The 15636-nt window shown below is 70.7% G+C and carries 13 protein-coding genes and 1 pseudogene; 7 read left to right on the top strand and 7 right to left on the bottom strand.

Annotation, left to right across the window (positions count from 1 at the left end; translation table 11 throughout):
- The first annotated feature begins 26 nt into the window (after nt 1-26).
- Nucleotides 27-200 carry a hypothetical protein gene (locus BIV23_RS50595; RefSeq protein WP_167381439.1) on the top strand — a complete coding sequence of 58 codons (174 nt, stop codon included), beginning with the start codon at nt 27-29 and terminating at the stop codon, nt 198-200.
- Nucleotides 201-320: 120 nt separating this feature from the next.
- Here the strand turns inward: BIV23_RS50595 and BIV23_RS29320 are convergent, their stop codons facing one another.
- Together BIV23_RS29320 and BIV23_RS29315 are read right to left on the bottom strand one after the other, a co-directional pair.
- Nucleotides 321-1136: an inositol monophosphatase family protein gene (locus BIV23_RS29320; protein ID WP_071384000.1), complete on the bottom strand. Its 816-nt coding sequence runs from the start codon at nt 1134-1136 to the stop codon at nt 321-323.
- Between the two features lie 8 nt (nt 1137-1144).
- Complete coding sequence (locus BIV23_RS29315) at nt 1145-2272, bottom strand: ferrochelatase (protein WP_071383999.1); 1128 nt, start codon at nt 2270-2272, stop codon at nt 1145-1147.
- A gap of 182 nt (nt 2273-2454) precedes the next feature.
- Between BIV23_RS29315 and BIV23_RS50590 the strand changes: the two are divergent.
- Both BIV23_RS50590 and BIV23_RS29310 read left to right on the top strand, forming a co-directional pair.
- Nucleotides 2455-3689 (top strand): annotated as a pseudogene (locus BIV23_RS50590) (MFS transporter).
- The gene (locus tag BIV23_RS29310; RefSeq protein WP_071384036.1) at nt 3649-4968 is read left to right on the top strand and encodes a D-arabinono-1,4-lactone oxidase; all 1320 of its coding nucleotides are present in this window, start codon (nt 3649-3651) and stop codon (nt 4966-4968) included. Before BIV23_RS50590 ends, BIV23_RS29310 begins: the two are co-directional and overlap by 41 nt.
- On the opposite strand, the gene BIV23_RS29305 is transcribed toward BIV23_RS29310, so the two are convergent.
- Nucleotides 4892-5635: a hypothetical protein gene (locus tag BIV23_RS29305; RefSeq protein WP_079173462.1), complete on the bottom strand. Its 744-nt coding sequence runs from the start codon at nt 5633-5635 to the stop codon at nt 4892-4894. The genes BIV23_RS29310 and BIV23_RS29305 overlap by 77 nt on opposite strands.
- Nucleotides 5636-6143: 508 nt before the next feature.
- On the opposite strand from BIV23_RS29305, the gene sepH reads away from it, so the two are divergent.
- Nucleotides 6144-7205, top strand: coding sequence for a septation protein SepH (gene sepH / locus BIV23_RS29300; RefSeq protein WP_071383997.1), 1062 nt, complete (start codon nt 6144-6146; stop codon nt 7203-7205).
- A gap of 70 nt (nt 7206-7275) precedes the next feature.
- Here the strand turns inward: sepH and BIV23_RS29295 are convergent, their stop codons facing one another.
- Nucleotides 7276-8127, bottom strand: coding sequence for a sulfurtransferase (locus tag BIV23_RS29295; RefSeq protein ID WP_071384035.1), 852 nt, complete (start codon nt 8125-8127; stop codon nt 7276-7278).
- A 321-nt stretch (nt 8128-8448) separates the two neighbouring features.
- On the opposite strand from BIV23_RS29295, the gene BIV23_RS29290 reads away from it, so the two are divergent.
- The gene (locus BIV23_RS29290) at nt 8449-9240 is read left to right on the top strand and encodes a VOC family protein (protein WP_071383996.1); all 792 of its coding nucleotides are present in this window, start codon (nt 8449-8451) and stop codon (nt 9238-9240) included.
- Between the two features lie 20 nt (nt 9241-9260).
- On the opposite strand, the gene BIV23_RS29285 is transcribed toward BIV23_RS29290, so the two are convergent.
- A complete protein-coding gene (locus BIV23_RS29285; protein ID WP_071383995.1) occupies nt 9261-9908 on the bottom strand; it encodes a thymidine kinase in 648 nt (215 codons plus the stop codon).
- Between BIV23_RS29285 and BIV23_RS53635 the strand changes: the two genes are divergently transcribed.
- Nucleotides 9811-10248, top strand: coding sequence for a transposase (locus BIV23_RS53635; protein ID WP_079173469.1), 438 nt, complete (start codon nt 9811-9813; stop codon nt 10246-10248). The two genes, BIV23_RS29285 and BIV23_RS53635, sit on opposite strands and share 98 nt — an antisense overlap.
- 78 nt (nt 10249-10326) lie before the next feature.
- The gene (locus BIV23_RS29275; protein WP_071383993.1) at nt 10327-10656 is read left to right on the top strand and encodes a hypothetical protein; all 330 of its coding nucleotides are present in this window, start codon (nt 10327-10329) and stop codon (nt 10654-10656) included.
- A gap of 496 nt (nt 10657-11152) precedes the next feature.
- Here the strand turns inward: BIV23_RS29275 and BIV23_RS49770 are convergent, their stop codons facing one another.
- Both BIV23_RS49770 and BIV23_RS53285 read right to left on the bottom strand, forming a co-directional pair.
- A complete protein-coding gene (locus tag BIV23_RS49770) occupies nt 11153-11518 on the bottom strand; it encodes a hypothetical protein (protein ID WP_143076689.1) in 366 nt (121 codons plus the stop codon).
- Entirely contained in the window at nt 11508-15548 is a 4041-nt protein-coding gene (locus BIV23_RS53285) for a polymorphic toxin-type HINT domain-containing protein (protein ID WP_079173460.1), read from the bottom strand. The genes BIV23_RS49770 and BIV23_RS53285 overlap by 11 nt, the downstream gene beginning before the upstream one ends.
- Nucleotides 15549-15636 lie beyond the last annotated feature (88 nt).

Below are 15636 nucleotides of genomic sequence, written 5' to 3'. Positions count from 1 at the left end.
ACGACCCAAGGACGAGGGGGCGCAGCATGGACGCTTTCACCGCAGGACTTCTCCAGCGCATAAAGGCGACCGAGTCCGACCTGTCGCGGGCTCGTGACGAGGGCGACGACTTCCTCGTGGAGGTGGAGCAGGCAGAGCTCGACGACCTGCGACGCCTCGCCGCCGAACACGGTGTGGAAGTCGGCGCGTCACGCGTCTGACCGGCTTGGCAGCACAACGGCGGGACCCCCGGTGAATCCAGCACCGGGGGTCCCGTCCGTTCTGGCCGTCCGTTCTGGCCGCGCTGTGGGGCGCTCCTGTCGAACCGGGCTCAGCCGTGCTCAGTCATGCCATGCGCCGAAGTCCTCCAGCAGGCCCTGGAGCGGCTCGAACACGCCCGGCGACCCGGCGACGGTGAGCTCCCGCGAGGGCCGCTCCCCCGCCCGTCCGCCGACCAGCGCGCCCGCCTCCCGGGCGATGAGGTCGCCCGCGGCGAAGTCCCATGCGTTGAGCCCGCGCTCGTAGTATCCGTCCAGCCGGCCGCAGGCCACGTCGCACAGGTCGATCGCGGCCGAGCCGCCGCGCCGGATGTCGCGCAGCAGCGGGATCAGCCGCGCGGCCACCTCGGCCTGGTGGGCGCGGACCTCGGTGACGTAGTTGAAGCCGGTGGAGACCAGCGCCTGCTCCAGCGGGGGCGCGGGGCGGCAGGCAAGCGCCCGCTCGCCCTCCCAGGCGCCGGTCGCCCAGGCTCCGCCGCCGAGCACGGCGTGGTACGTCTCGCCGCGCATCGGCGCCGCGACGACCCCGGCGACGGTCTCGCCGTCCTGCTGCGCGGCGATGGACACCGCCCAGGTCGGCAGGCCGTACAGGTAGTTGACGGTGCCGTCGAGCGGGTCGATGACCCAGCGGACGCCGCTCGTGCCCGGGGCGGCCGCGCCTTCCTCGCCGAGGAAGCCGTCGTCGGGGCGGCGGCCGGAGATCAGATCGGTGATCAGCTTCTCGGCCGCGATGTCCATCTCGGTGACGACGTCGATCGGGCTGGACTTGGTCCTCGCCACCGCCAGGTCGGCCGGGCGGCCGTCCCGCAGCAGCTCTCCGGCGCGGCGGGCGGCCTCCTGGGCCAGCTCGAGCAGATCCCGGTGCAGGGCGTCGGTCACGGGGCTCCTCACGCGTAGGGGCTGTCGGCACCCGCGGCGGCCGGGCGCGGGGCGCGGGCCGGGCAGCAGCCGACGGGGCAGAGGTGGTGGCTGGGGCCGAGGGCGCCCAGGGCGCAGGGGGTGACCTCCTGGCCGCGCTCCACGGCGGCACGCTCGGTGACCAGCTCGCGGACGGCGGCGGCGAAGCGGGGGTCCGCGCCGACCGTGGCCGAGCGGCGCACCGGCAGGCCCAGCTCCTCGGCCTTGGCCGTGGCCTCGGTGTCGAGGTCGTAGAGGACCTCCATGTGGTCGGAGACGAAGCCGATGGGGGCCATGACGACGGCCGGGACGCCCGCCGCGTGCCGCTCCTCCAGGTGGTCGCAGATGTCCGGCTCCAGCCACGGGATGTGCGGGGCGCCGGAGCGGGACTGGTAGACGAGCCGCCAGGGGTGATCGATGCCGGTGCGCTCGCGGACCGCGTCGGCGATCAGCTGGGCCACGTCCAGGTGCTGCTCGACGTAGGCGCCGCCCTCGCCGTGCGTCTCGACCGGGCCGGAGGTGTCGGCGGCGGAGGTCGGGATGGAGTGCGTGGTGAAGGCGATGTGGGCGCCCGCGCGGACGTCCTCGGGGAGATCGGCGAGGGAGCGCAGCACGCCGTCGATCATGGGCTCGACGAAGCCGGGGTGGTTGAAGTAGTGCCGCAGCTTGTCGATCTTCGGCAGCTCCAGGCCCTCGGCCGCCAGCGCGGCCAGCGCGTCGGCGAGGTTCTCGCGGTACTGCCGGCAGCCCGAGTAGGAGGCGTAGGCGCTGGTGGCGAGCACGAGGACGCGGCGACGGCCGTCGGCGACCATCTCGCGCAGCGTGTCCGTGAGGTACGGCGCCCAGTTGCGGTTGCCCCAGTAGACCGGCAGGTCCAGGCCGTGTTCGGCGAAGTTCTTGCGCAGGGCGTCCAGGAGGGCGCGGTTCTGGTCGTTGATGGGGCTGACCCCGCCGAACAGGAAGTAGTGCTGTCCGACTTCCTTGAGGCGTTCCCTCGGGATGCCCCGCCCGCGCGTGACGTTCTCCAGGAAGGGGACCACGTCGTCGGGGCCTTCGGGGCCGCCGAAGGAGAGCAGGAGCAGGGCGTCGTACGGGGTGGCATCGAGCGCGTCTGGCATGAGTCGATCATGCCACCCGGCACTGACAGCCGGGGAACGACGGGGTGACGAGTCGGGTTCCAGCAGGTTTAGGGCGGTTTTTCCCGTGGATTTCAGTGGCGATATCCGGGTGCGCTCGGGGTCGCCTCGTCCGTAAGCTGTGTCAGCCGCATTCGGACCTTACGAGCCGTCCCGGAGACCACGTGCCCAGCCCCTATCGCGCCCTGTTCGCCGAGCCCGGCACGAAGGCGTTCTCCACCGCGGGATTCCTCGGCCGCATGCCGCTGTCGATGATGGGTATCGGCGTGGTCACGATGGTCTCGCAGCTGACCGGTCGGTACGGCCTCGCGGGCGCACTGTCGGCCACCATCGCGCTGTCCGCGGCGGCGGTCGGGCCGCAGATCTCCCGGCTGGTCGACCGGCACGGGCAGCGCCGGGTGCTGCGCCCCGCGACCCTGGTCGCGCTCACGGCGGCGGCCGGGCTGCTGCTCGCCGCGCAGCTGCGCGGGCCGGACTGGGTGCTGTTCGTGTGCGCCGCCGGGATCGGCTCCGTGCCGAGCCTCGGCGCGATGGTCCGGGCGCGCTGGGCGGCCCTGTACCGGGGCACCCCGAAGCTGCACACGGCGTACTCGTTCGAGTCGGTCGTGGACGAGGTGTGCTTCATCTTCGGCCCGATCATCTCCATCGGGCTGTCCACGACGTGGTTCCCGGAGGCCGGACCGCTGCTGGCCGCCTGCTTCCTGGCTCTCGGCGTCTTCTGGCTCACCGCCCAGCGGGCCACGGAGCCCGAGCCGCACCCGCGTGAGCGCCACGGCGGCGGCAGCGCCCTACGCTCGCCCGGACTCCAGGTGCTGGTGGCCACCTTCGCGGCGACCGGCGCGATCTTCGGGGCGGTGGACGTGGTGACCGTCGCCTTCGCCGACGAGCGCGGCCACAAGGGAGCCGCGAGCATCGTGCTGGCGCTGTACGCGGCCGGTTCCTGTGCGGCCGGGGTGGTCTTCGGGCTGCTGCGGTTCTCCGGGGCGCCGGAACGTCGCTGGCTGCTGGGCGTGTCGGCGATGGCCGTGAGTATGATCCCCCTCCTACTGGTCGGAAACCTGCCGCTTCTGGCCGTGGCGCTGTTCGTTGCGGGGCTGTCCATCGCACCGACGATGATCACGACGATGTCCCTCATCGAAGAGCACGTACCTCGCGCGAAGCTGACCGAGGGCATGACCTGGGTGAGCACCGGCCTCGCGGTCGGCGTCGCGCTCGGCTCGTCCGTGGCCGGCTGGGTGATCGACGCAGCCGGGGCGCGCGCCGGGTACGGGGTTCCGGCCGTGTCCGGGACCGTCGCGGTCGCGGTCGGTTTCCTCGGGTACCGCCGGCTGCGCAGGCCGGCCTCGGGGGAGGCACCGTTGAGCAGCACAGCGAGCGGGAAGAACGGCACCTGGCGTAACTGGGGCGGGAACGTCGCCGCCCGGCCCGCCCGGCAGGTCGCACCGGCCTCGGTGGAGGAGCTGGCCGAGGCGGTGCGCCGGGCCCGTGAGGACGGCCTGAAGGTCAAGGCGGTCGGTACGGGGCACTCGTTCACGTCGATCGCGGCCACCGACGGTGTGTTGATCCGCCCTCAACTGTTGACGGGTATCCGCACCCTCGACCGGGACTCCATGACGGTCACGGTGGAGGCGGGCACCCCGCTCAAGCGTCTCAATGCCGCCCTCGCGCGCGAGGGCCTGTCGCTCACCAACATGGGCGACATCATGGAGCAGACCGTCTCCGGCGCCACCAGCACCGGCACCCACGGCACCGGGCGCGAGTCCGCCTCGATCGCGGCGCAGATCACCGGACTCGAACTGGTCACGGCCGACGGCTCGGTACTCCGCTGCTCCGAGAAGGAGAATCCCGACGTCTTCGCCGCGGCCCGAATAGGTCTCGGCGCCCTGGGCGTCGTCACCGCGATCACGTTCGCCGTGGAGCCCCTCTTCCTGCTCACCGCGCGGGAGGAACCGATGCCGTTCGAGCGGGTGCTCGCTGAGTTCGATCAACTCTGGGCCGAGAACGAGCACTTCGAGTTCTACTGGTTCCCGCACACCGGCAACACCAACACCAAGCGCAACAACCGCAGCGCCGGCCCGGAGCAGCCGGTGGGGCAGCTGGCCGGCTGGTTCGAGGACGAGTTCCTCTCCAACGGCGTCTTCCAGGCGGCCCAGTGGGTCGGCCGGGCGGTGCCCCGGACCATCCCCGCGATCGCGCAGATCTCCAGCAAGGCGCTGTCCGCCCGGACGTACACCGACATCCCCTACAAAGTCTTCACCTCGCCGCGCCGGGTGCGCTTCGTGGAGATGGAGTACGCGGTGCCCCGCGCGGCCCTGACGGAGACGCTGCGTGAGCTGAAGGACATGGTCGACCGCTCGGGCCTGCGCGTCAGCTTCCCGGTCGAGGTCCGCACGGCACCGGCCGACGACATCACCCTGTCCACCGCCTCCGGCCGGGACAGCGCCTACATCGCCGTCCACATGTTCCGGGGCACGCCGTACCAGGCCTACTTCACCGCCGCCGAGCGCATCTTCACCGCGCACGAGGGCCGGCCGCACTGGGGCAAGGTCCACACGCGGGACGCCGAGTACTTCACGCGCGTGTACCCGCGTTTCGGCGAGTTCACTGCGCTGAGGGACCGCCTTGACCCGGATCGGCTGTTCCAGAACGACTACGTGCGGAGGGTTCTGGGGGCGTAGGCGTCGCGGCGGACCCGCTGGGCGTGGGCGTCGGAGTGGCGGAGCCCTCGCTCGGCCGCCCGCTCGGCGAGTCGCCGGGCGTCGGCGTTCCGCCGGGCGCCGTACTCCCGCCGGAACCGGGCGCGTGCCCGTGGGACCGCCCGTCCGAGGGCGTCGCCGGCCCGCCGGAGGGGACATCGGAATCGGACCGCTCGAGGTGGGACGCGGACGCGCCCCGGCCGCCGACCGCGTCACTGACCGTCGTGCCCGTGCCGCCGCTGAGGCTGCTGCCGGAGACCAGTTCGTACGTCGTGATGCCGGCCATCGTCACGCCGAACACGACGGCGGCCGCGACCACCGGCCGCCGCCAGCTCTTCACGCGCGCGCGGTAGACGGTCCCCTCGGTGAACTCGCCCGGCCCCGGTGCCAGTTGTTCCCGGGGGCGGGGCGCGACCGTCGCGTCCCGCAGCTGCTCCCCGGTGCGTTTGAAGAAGTGCTGGAACAGGGTGGCGCCACAGGTGGCGACGACGCTGACGACTCCCGCACCGAGGATCGTGCCGTACACACCGAAGTACGACGCCAGCTTGGCCGCCACGACCGCCGCCAGGGCGCTGCCCGCGACCTGGGGGACGTTCAGGTCGATCCGCCGGCGCGCGTCCACGCGGACCCCTTCGGGCGTTTCACGCATACCCGGAACTTGCCTGCCCTTCCCCTACGTGATGACGCACCTGGCGTCATGGACGACATTGACGACATTGATCCATCGATTGCATGAGAAAGGGACGTACAGCGGAAACCATTAGTTCCGCTTCTGGGGATTACGTGAAGTTCGCCACGTTCGTGATCGGCGAAACCGTTTGCCGGGAGCCGCGCGGCCGCCCTTGCCGGAAGTTGGGCGGCGCGCCCATCCACGCACATGGTCCAAATGGAGTACTGTTGCGAGCCCTGGGTCCGGTCTCCCACCAGGATGTCCGGGGCCTTGCAGGACCGCCGGGAGGGGGCAAGTTGCACAGGGTGACGGAGTTGGTCACTTAGCGTTGCGAACGGTCACCGTGCCATAACGGCGGCCCAGGGCCCGTGCCCGACACGCCGGGCAACTCGGCAAGGTTGTGGCAGGCTGCACCCGGGCAGGCCACACTCGACTAGCGGAAGCAGCGACGCACGTGACGTCGGCAGGCACCACCCGGGAGGTCCCCATGCCCGAACTGCGTGTCGTGGCCGTCTCGAATGACGGCACACGGCTGGTGCTGAAAGCTGCCGACGCAACGGAGTACACCCTTCCGATCGACGAGCGCCTTCGCGCCGCCGTGCGCGGCGACCGGCCCCGCCTCGGCCAGATCGAGATCGAGGTCGAGAGCCATCTGAGGCCCCGTGACATCCAGGCGCGGATACGCGCGGGTGCCACCGCGGAGGAGGTCGCGCAGCTCGCCGGCATCCCCGTCGACCGGGTACGGCGCTTCGAGGGGCCCGTGCTGGCCGAGCGTGCCTTCATGGCCGAGCGCGCCCGCAAGACCCCGGTCCGCCGTCCCGGCGAGAACTCCGGTCCACTGCTCGGCGAGGCCGTACAGGAGCGGCTGTTGCTGCGCGGCGCCGAGAAGGACAGCGTGCAGTGGGACTCCTGGCGCCGTGACGACGGCACCTGGGAGGTGCTCCTCGTCTACCGGGTCGCGGGCGAGCCGCACTCGGCGAGCTGGACGTACGACCCGCCCCGGCGGCTCGTACAGGCCGTGGACGACGAGGCTCGCTCGCTGATCGGCGAGTCCGACGATCTGGCCGTACCGGAGCCGAGCTTCCCGTTCGTCCCGCGCATCGCCCGGCTGCCGCGCGAGCGTTCGATGGACCGCGCCCTCGAACGGGTCGACCGCGACCGGGAGCGGCCGAGCCTGCCCGCGCCGCCGTCCGAACCCGCCGAGGAGCCCGCCTCCACGGCGTCGACGGGCGAACGCGACTCGCTCACCAGCCTGTTGGAGGCCGTCCCGAGTTTCCGGGGCGACCTGGTCGTCCCGGAGCGCCGGGAGGAGGTGCCGGAGGAGCCCGTCGACGAACCGGAGGCGGAGGAGCCGCCGGCGCCCGCCGCCTCGGCCGGTTCGGCGTACGCGGACGTCCTCATGCCCCGCTCGGTCGGCAGCCACCGCGACCGGCTCGTGGGCGCCACCGACCGCCAGGCCGAGGCCGACGGCGTCCGCCCCGGCCGTCGCGCCGCCGTCCCGAGCTGGGACGAGATCGTGTTCGGCACGCGCCGCAAGAAGCAGGAGTAGCCAGAGCCGTACAGCAGAAGTGGGGGCACGCGTGCGTGCCCCCACTTTTCACCGCCCGAAAGGCCTTTCGCTACTGCGGGTCAGCCCCCACCGCCACCGGGCGGTTCGGGTCGGAGGACCACTCGGACCAGGAACCGACGTACAGGGCCGCCGGGATGCCCGCCACGGCCAGCGCGAGGACCTCGTGGGCGCCGGACACGCCCGAGCCGCAGTAGACGCCCGTCTCGGCGTCCTCGGCGACGCCCAAGGCCTTGAAACGGTCGCGCAGTTCGGCCGCGGGCAGGAAGCGGCCGTCCGGACCCACGTTCTCGGTCGTCGGCGCCGACAGCGCACCCGGAATGTGCCCGCCGACGCGGTCGATCGGCTCCACCTCACCGCGGTAGCGCTCCCCCGCGCGGGCGTCCAGCAGCACGCCTGTGCGGGCCAGGGCCGCGGCCTCGTCCGCGTCCAGCCGGCCGGTGGCGGACGGTGCCGGACGGAAGTCGCCCTCGGCCGGATCCGGTACCTGCGTGGACAGTTCGCCCGCCCAGGAGGGCAATCCGCCGTCCAGGACCCGCACGTCCGGGTGACCCGTCCAGCGCAGCAGCCACCACGCGCGCGCGGCCGCCCAGCCCTGGCCGCCGTCGTACACGACGACCGGCCGGTCCGCGAACACGCCCGCGCGGCGCATCGCGGCGCCGAACTCCCCGAGGTCCGGCAGCGGATGCCGGCCGCTCGCCCCGGGCACTCCGGCCAATTCCCGGTCCAGGTCGACGAAGACCGCGCCCGGGATGTGCCCGGCCGCGTACTCGGCCCGCCCGTCGAAGGCCGGCGCGCCCGCCGCCTTGGCCGTGCTCAGCTGCCAGCGCACGTCCAGCAGTACCGGCGGGCGCTCGCCGGACAGCTCGTGTGCGAGGTCGGTTGCGGTGATGATGACGTTCATGGCGTCCATGCATACGCCAGGGGTGGCCGCGGCGTCCAGGTCCGGCTACTCTGCTCGGCCGGACAGGCTCGATCACGAGGAGTGCGGGATCGAGCACGTGCTGTACAGCCGACGGACACCCCCCGGCCACCGTCAGGAAGCGCCGATAGTCGGCAGAACGGGCATCCTCCCGGAGGTGTCGCCGAGCGGCGGCGCGGTATCGCCCGCGGCGGAGTGGAGGATGCGGGCACCGGCACGGGCGTTCCCGCCGTCGGCGTGGGCACCCCGTCCGGGGAGCGGAAGCGACACGGCCACCGCGAGGGGCCGGGGAGAGAGTGATCGATGACCGAGGCACGGGAGCCGGCCCGGCCGCACGCGCGGCGCGCGCCCGGCACACCCTGCTGGGTGAGCCTGATGGCGCACGGGCTGGCCGCCACCGAGGAGTTCTACGGCGAGCTGTTCGGCTGGGAGTTCCGGCCGGGCCCGCAGCAGCTCGGCCCGTACGTGCGGGCGGTGCTCGACGGGCGGGAAGTGGCCGGAATGGGCCAGCTGCCGCCGGACCGCCGGCTGCCGATCGCCTGGACGCCGTACTTCGCCTCGGACGACGTGGACCGCACGGCGGACACGGTGCGGCTGTGCGGCGGCACCGTGGCGGTCGGCCCGCTGGACGCGGCCGAGGCCGGGCGGATGGCGATCGCCTCGGACCCCTCCGGGGCGGTGTTCGGCATCTGGCAGGGTTCCGCGCACCTCGGCACGGCACTCACCGGCGTGCCGGGCACACCGGCCTGGAACGAGCTGGTGACGTACGAGACGGAGAGCGTCGCCAAGTTCTACGCGACCGTGTTCGGTTACGAGGAGGAGCCGGTGGTGTCCGCCGACTTCGACTACGTGACCCTGCACCTGGACGGCCGGCCGGTCGCCGGGCTGCACGGCGTGGGCCACGGTCTGCCCCGGGACCGGGGGTCGCACTGGCGGACGTACTTCGAGGTCGCCGACGCCGATCTGACGCTGCGGCAGGTCACGGAGCTGGGCGGCCGGGTCGTCCGGCCGGCGCGGGACAGCCCGCACGGGCGCGTGGCGACGGTGGCGGACCCGGAGGGCGCGGAGTTCTCGCTGATCCAGGAGCCGCACTGAGCACGCCCCCCGGGGCCGGCTCAGGCGGGCGGGACCGGCAGGACGTCCGGGGACAGGGCCGCCGCGCGGGCCGACGCAGCGGTCATCCGGCGCCGGTAGTGGCGGCGGCACAGCACCTCGTAGCCGACCTCGCCGCCGGACTGGTCGACGTCGCCGACGACCACCTGGGCGCCCTCGACGACCATCGCGCCGCCTATCGTGCGGGCGTTGTGCGTGGCCCGGGCGCCGCACCAGCACAGCGCCTCCACCTGGAGCACCTCTATGCGGTCGGCCAGCTCGACCAGTCGCTGCGAGCCGGGGAAGAGCTTGGAGCGGAAGTCCGTGGTGATCCCGAAGGCGTACACGTCCAGGCCGAGATCGTCCACCACGCGCGCGAACTGGTCGATCTGGCCGGGCGCGAGGAACTGCGCCTCGTCCGCGATCACGTAGTCCACCCGGCCGCCGTGGGAGAGGTGGTCGACGATGTACGCGTACAGGTCCTGGTCGTCCTCGACCTCCACTGCGTCGGTGACCAGGCCGAGCCGGGAGGACAGCTTGCCCTCCCCCGCGCGGTCGTTCCGGGTGAAAATCATGCCGGCGAGACCCCGGGCCGAGCGGCTGTGCTCGATCTGGAGAGCCAGCGTCCTTTTGCTTGGGTATCGACCACCTATCCGTAGCATCGCCACCATGACACTACGTGGTCTCGGATCGCTGCGGCTGTGCGTCGAAACAGACGACTCAAGCCCACTGGGCAAGTTCACCTCACAGATGTTTTGCGCGTTTCTCGACCGTCTCGCCCGGCGCGCCGGCCTCGAGGTCCACGTGATCGCCGACCCGTACCCGGTCCACCGCAGCCCAGCTGTCCGGGCCCGGCTCACCGCAAACGCCGAGCGCGTCGAACTGCACCTGATGCCCGGATACAGCCCCGAACTGAATCCCGGCGAGTTGTTGAACGCCGATCTGAAGCACCATGTCCACGCAGCCCGAGCCACCCTCTGCGGGACCGGGTCCAGGTCCTGTCGGCTGTGACTTTGCCGGGGGGCTGCACGCCGCTCTGGAGTTCGGTGCCTTGGAAACTCGGGGATCACGGCTTTATGGCGCCGGCAGATGACCTGGGATGTGTACCGCAACCGTGTGTGGGAGCCGCACGAGGTCGCGATGGCGGCCGAGGCGGAGCAGATACGCAAGGTCGAAGCCCGCGTCACGGACTTCGCGACCGAGCACGGCTTGGAACGCATCACCCTGGCCGTGGCCGGCTCCCGACTCGGCTGCTGGGACGCTGCCGAATCCGTGTGCAGCTTCAGGACATTGAGCCACATCGAGCTGGGGCATTTCTGGTTCTTCCCTGAAGGCGTGGCGAGTCTGCCGCACATCGTGGAGCACGAGCTCGCGCACATGCTGGCTTATACGGGTGCGGACATGTTCAACGACGGGTGAAGCATCTATCCGCGATACTGAAAGGGACTGGCGAACCGCTCGGGTCGAGGGGAGGTGCCCCTTTTTTTGATGACTCTGTGCGTCCTTAGCTCCGGGTGAAGGGCAAGCCTTGTGGGCGGATCCAAGTGAGGGCCGGACGCTGGCTTCTGTGCCGAATCGTCTGCCGGGACCAGGAAACTTGACCCTCTTTCCCTCAGGCGCGGACAGGGATACGCCCGGAGACAGCTTGGGTAGCACGCCCGGCGCACCAGCGAGCGCTCGTCGTTCATCGGCGTGGCGCCTCGGCATCGCCGCCGCGACGGACTCGATCGAGCGCGCTTGGCCACGTCCTCCCCTGGGAGGGCCGTCAACCCACACAGAAGCCCCGCCAGGCCCTGACGAGGCTTCTGTTTTGTGGATGTCAGTGAGGCGACCTACTCGACAATCCTGCCTTTAGGATTGATAGGAGTCGAGTCGAGAAAACCTCACTTCAGTGAATGCGCGCCAGGGGCACTCGCTAACGTCCCAGATATAGCATGGGGTCCACTAGACGAAATCTGGGAGAAATGACGACCCTAAGTTCGCACCTGAAGCCAGGGACACCCACTTCGATAACGATGCCGCGCTCCTCGTCTCGCGAGTACAGGAGAATACGCTCCACCTGTTCACGATAGATTTCGATATCGCATTCGCCCATCGACTCCCTGGTCAAACGTACAGACCTTGCGCCGATGTCGAAGCTCAGTGCCACAAGCTCGCCAGCAGCACCTGCCGGAGCCTCGACTCGCCACACATCAGGGTCGTGTTCCGTAGGCTCAGGGGTCGCACCAAGCACTTCGAGGAAATCCAGATCCTCTGGAATCTCCATGACGTCACTTGCCATAGCCCCTCCCTCCGATAGGGATCATTGTAGTGAGCCGTACTCCATTGTCTGTCACTTCAAAGTTAGCGCGAATCAGGAGAGCCCCGCGCGGACCGTAAAGGAGTGACTCCGTTCGAATGTTCGTGAGTCCAGACTTCGGATTCACGTAAGTCTCCACGACCCCACTCCTCATCGCCTCGTTGAAGTGCCCGGTCAGCGCTTCGCGCCCCGCAGCGTTGTCACGGATTCCGATGGATTCCAGCTGATAGGCGTTCTGGGCTGACCTTTCCGCATTGTGCGGGTTGGAGTTAACGCGCCCGAAGAAGTAGTCCCACTTGCCGTCATCAATGGTCACACCACAGTTGCTGTTGTGCACCAGGACCGGCGTCTCGCCCGCCAGCACATAGTACGTGTGGAGATCGGCGACAGTGAGGTTGTATGTCCGCGCGCTCTTTTCGAAGGAGCGGTTGTGTCGGACGGTGACCGTGGTGCCGTCGACGGTCCGGAGGGTCGATCCTGCGCGCAGTTGGCCGGCCTCTACCCAGGTTCGGGAGGAGGGTGACCAGAAGGGGTGTTCGTTGGTGGCGGTGAGGTGTTCGCTACCGCGGCCAGTGTCCAGGGTCAGTTCGTCGAAGTGCTTGTCGTGCTCGGTGACGATCGTGTCGGTCACGGTCCGCGGCCCGGTGACTCCGGTCAGGGGGTCGGTGGCGGTGACGGAGTCGCCGGCCTTGACGGACTCGATGTTCTTGGTCGAGCCGTCGGCCATGAGCACCTTGGTTCCGGCGAGGAAACACTGCAGGCACTTCTCTGCGGCCTTTGCGGCGCGGGAGGCCTTGGCGATGTCCTCGACGCCGTCAGCGGCTTTCTTGAACAGCTTCAGTTTGCCGATGGGGAGTACGCCGGCCACGGCGAGGGTGCACTGCCCGAGGGTGGGGTTCTTGGCGCACTCCAGGAGCTCGTTGACGCCGAGTACCTCCATGCCGCCCTTCAGCAGGAGCTTGGCCAGGTCCGGGGATGCCTGGGGCAGTTCGACAGGCTGGCCGGCCAGTCCGCAGGGCGGGAGGTTGTCCCGGGACATGTATGCGATGCAGCGCTTGTTGTCCTTGGCCTTCTTCTCTTTCTCGCGCTGCTGCTTGAGCTGCTCCTCAACCTGCTTGCGGAGCACGGCCTCTTCCGCGCGGCGCTTGGTCACCACGTCCGACCAGGCCTGGGAGGCAGCGGTCTTGGCTTCAGCGGCGCTCTTGCCTGCGTAGATCGCAGACCACTGGGCTTCCGTGGCCGCGTCGTTGGCGGCGTAGGCCGAGTCACGCGCGTAGGACGCGGACCATTCTGCCTGGGCGGCGGATTCGCCGGCGTCGGCAGCGTCCTGGTCGGCTCGGTCGGCGGCGTTGCGGGCGGTCCTGGCGGAGGAGGCTGCCTGGTCGGCGCTGGTCTGCGCGCGGTCGGCGGATTTCTTGGCGCTGGCGGCGTACTTGTCTGCCTGGTCGGCGTTCTGCTGTGCCTCGGCCGCCGCCTTCTTGGCTTCGGTCTCTGCGTGTCTGGCGTCCGCGGCGGCCTTGGCCGCCAGGGCGCTGTCCTTGCGCGCGTGGGCGGCGACGCCGTCGGCCTCGTCGAGCAGCCGTTGCATCTGCGCGGTGTGGGTCTGGGTGAGTTTGTCCTTGCGGTCGGCCATGTACTGGCCGACTTGTATGAACTCGTGCAGCTGGTCGGCGGGGCCGGTCAGCGCTGTTTTCGCGGCTGCCTTGACCTCCGGTCCGCCGTCGTTGACCAGCTTGGACGCCAGTACCCGCTCGTCCTGGTTGCGGGCCTGGTACTGGCCGCCGTTGAGGAAGCCCGTCATCGCCTTCGGGCTGCCGTCGGCCAGGGCGGCCTTGGAGGCGTCCTTGACGGCCGGGCCCCCGGCGTTGTTGATCCGAGAGACGAGCACCCGGTAGTCGGCGGTGGCCACCGTGTACTGGCCGGTGGTGTAGAAGTCCCGGACCTGCTCGTCGCTGCCCTGCACCGCATCCCCGGCAGCGCTGCGGACGCTCTCGTACGGGCTGGTCTCGGCGAGATCGCCGACCTGCTGGCGGATCTCGTCCGTCTCTCCCTGCTCAGCGCCGGTGCGCAAGTAGTCCAGGATCGCGGTGTCATCGCCGGACAGCGCCTGGGCGGCGGCTTCCTGGCGCCAGGAGCCGTACTGCTTCAGCGCGCGCAGCGCCACGGCGCGGCCCTTGGCGGCGACGGCCTTGGTATCGGCTCCGGGCTTGCCGGCCTCGGCGGCGAGGGCCGCGGTGTCCTCGCCGATCCGCTTGTCCTCCAGGGCGATCTTCGCCAGCTGGGAGGTGAAGGTGTCGGCGGCGTCCTTCTGCGACTGCGCGGCCTCCATCGCTGCGCCTGTCCGGGTGGCCAGGTCCTCGGCCTCGGTCTTGCGGGCGATGGTGAACACCGTGTGGGCGGTGGCAGCGGCCTTGGTCGCGGTGTCGGCGGCTTCCTTGGCCTTGGCGGCCTGTTTGGCGGCCTCGTTGGCCGCGTTCGTGGCCTTCCCCGCCTGCTTGGCGGCCTCGTCCGCCGCATCCGCCGCGTTCTCGGCGTGTGTGGCCGCTGAGTTCGCCGCGTCCCGGGCGTCAGAGGCGGCCTGGGCGGATTCCTTGGCCAGCGCCACGGCCGCATTTGCCGCCCGGTTCGCCTCGCGGGCGTGACGGCGCGTCTCGGCCGCGGCCGCCCGGGCCTCGGCGGAGTGAACACCCGCGGCATCCGCGGCACGGCTGGCCTCGTCGGCCGCGTCGGCGGCCGCGTTCGCGTCGCTGATCGCACTCATTGACGCCTCGGCGGCGGCCCCTGCGGCTGATGAGGCTCTGCGGGCCTGCTCGGCGGCGGCCGCGGACGACTTCGCCAGAAGCCCGGCGGCACGGGCCTGTTTGGCAGCGTCCCGGGCCGCACCGGCCTTGTTCTTGTCGGTGGCCGCGTCGGCTGCGGCCTTGTAGGCGGCTCCGGCCGCATTGGCGGCAGCGGTCGCCGCCGCGGCGGTCTGCGCGGCGGCCAGCGCCGCGATACGCGCCGAACGGTCGGCGGCGTTCGCCGCGCCGATCGCGGTCTGTGCTGCGTCGGCGGCGGCCCGTGCCGCATCAGCCGCCTGTCCCGCCTTGAACGCGGCCGTGCGCGAGTCGTTCTTCGCGGCTGCGGTCTCCTTCGCCGCCGTCTGTGCCGCCTCCTTGGCCAGCGCAGAGGCCACGACCGCCTTCGCCGACGCCTCCTGCGCGCGCTTCGTGGCGTCATCGGCCTGCGCGCCGGCTTGTTTGGCCTGCTCGGTCAGCTGCGCGATGGTGGCGTGTTCCTGGTCACGGTTGCGCGCGGTGAACTGCCCGACCTCCAGGAACTCCACGATGTCGTCCGGCGTCCCCTGCAAGGCGACCTTCCCGGCCGCCTTCATCGCCGGGCCACCCGAGTTGATCAGCTTCGAGACCTCGACCCGGTTGTCCGTCTCACGCGCCGAGTACTGGCCCTCGTCGAGGAACTTCGCCACGTCCTCCGGCGAACCCTGCAACGCCGCCTTGCCCGCCTCCTTGACCCCGGGGCCACCGAGATTGATGACCCTGGAGGCCTCGACGCGCCGGTCCTGCTCCAGGGGAGCCTTCCACCCGTCACGCAGGAACGCGGCCACGTCATCCGGCTTCTGAGACCCGAGCGCGGCCTTCGCGGCTTCACGCACCGCCGGTCCACCGGCGTTGACGATCCGGCTGACATCCACCCGGTCATCCACGGCCTGAAGAGCCGGCCTGTCGTGGAGGAACGCGCGGATCTCGTCGTCACCGCCGAGCAGCGCCCGCTCGGCAGCTTCCTTGACACCACTGCCACCGGTGCGCCAGTACTCGACCACCGGCCCGCGGCCAAGGAAAGAGTGCGAGTCGTCGTCAGCCGCTGTGGCGGGCGAGGCGCCGAGTAGCCCAGCCGCGAGGGCGAGCGGCAGCAGTCCGGTAGTTGTGCCGCGCAAGGCGGTGCGGCTCCGGGTGCGTATGGGCTCGCCAGACCGGTTGCGCGACGCCCGCACGGGACGCCAACGTTTCTTCATGCAAAGTCCTTTTCGTGCCTGATGAGCTCCACGGCGCCTGGAAGTCGATTGACGGACCCACCTGCGTGTCCACCTAGCGATTAACGAA

Origin of the sequence: Streptomyces monashensis, from assembly GCF_001866665.1 — a bacterium.
GTDB lineage: Bacteria > Actinomycetota > Actinomycetes > Streptomycetales > Streptomycetaceae > Streptomyces > Streptomyces monashensis.
This window is presented reverse-complemented; position numbering and strand designations above follow the sequence as displayed.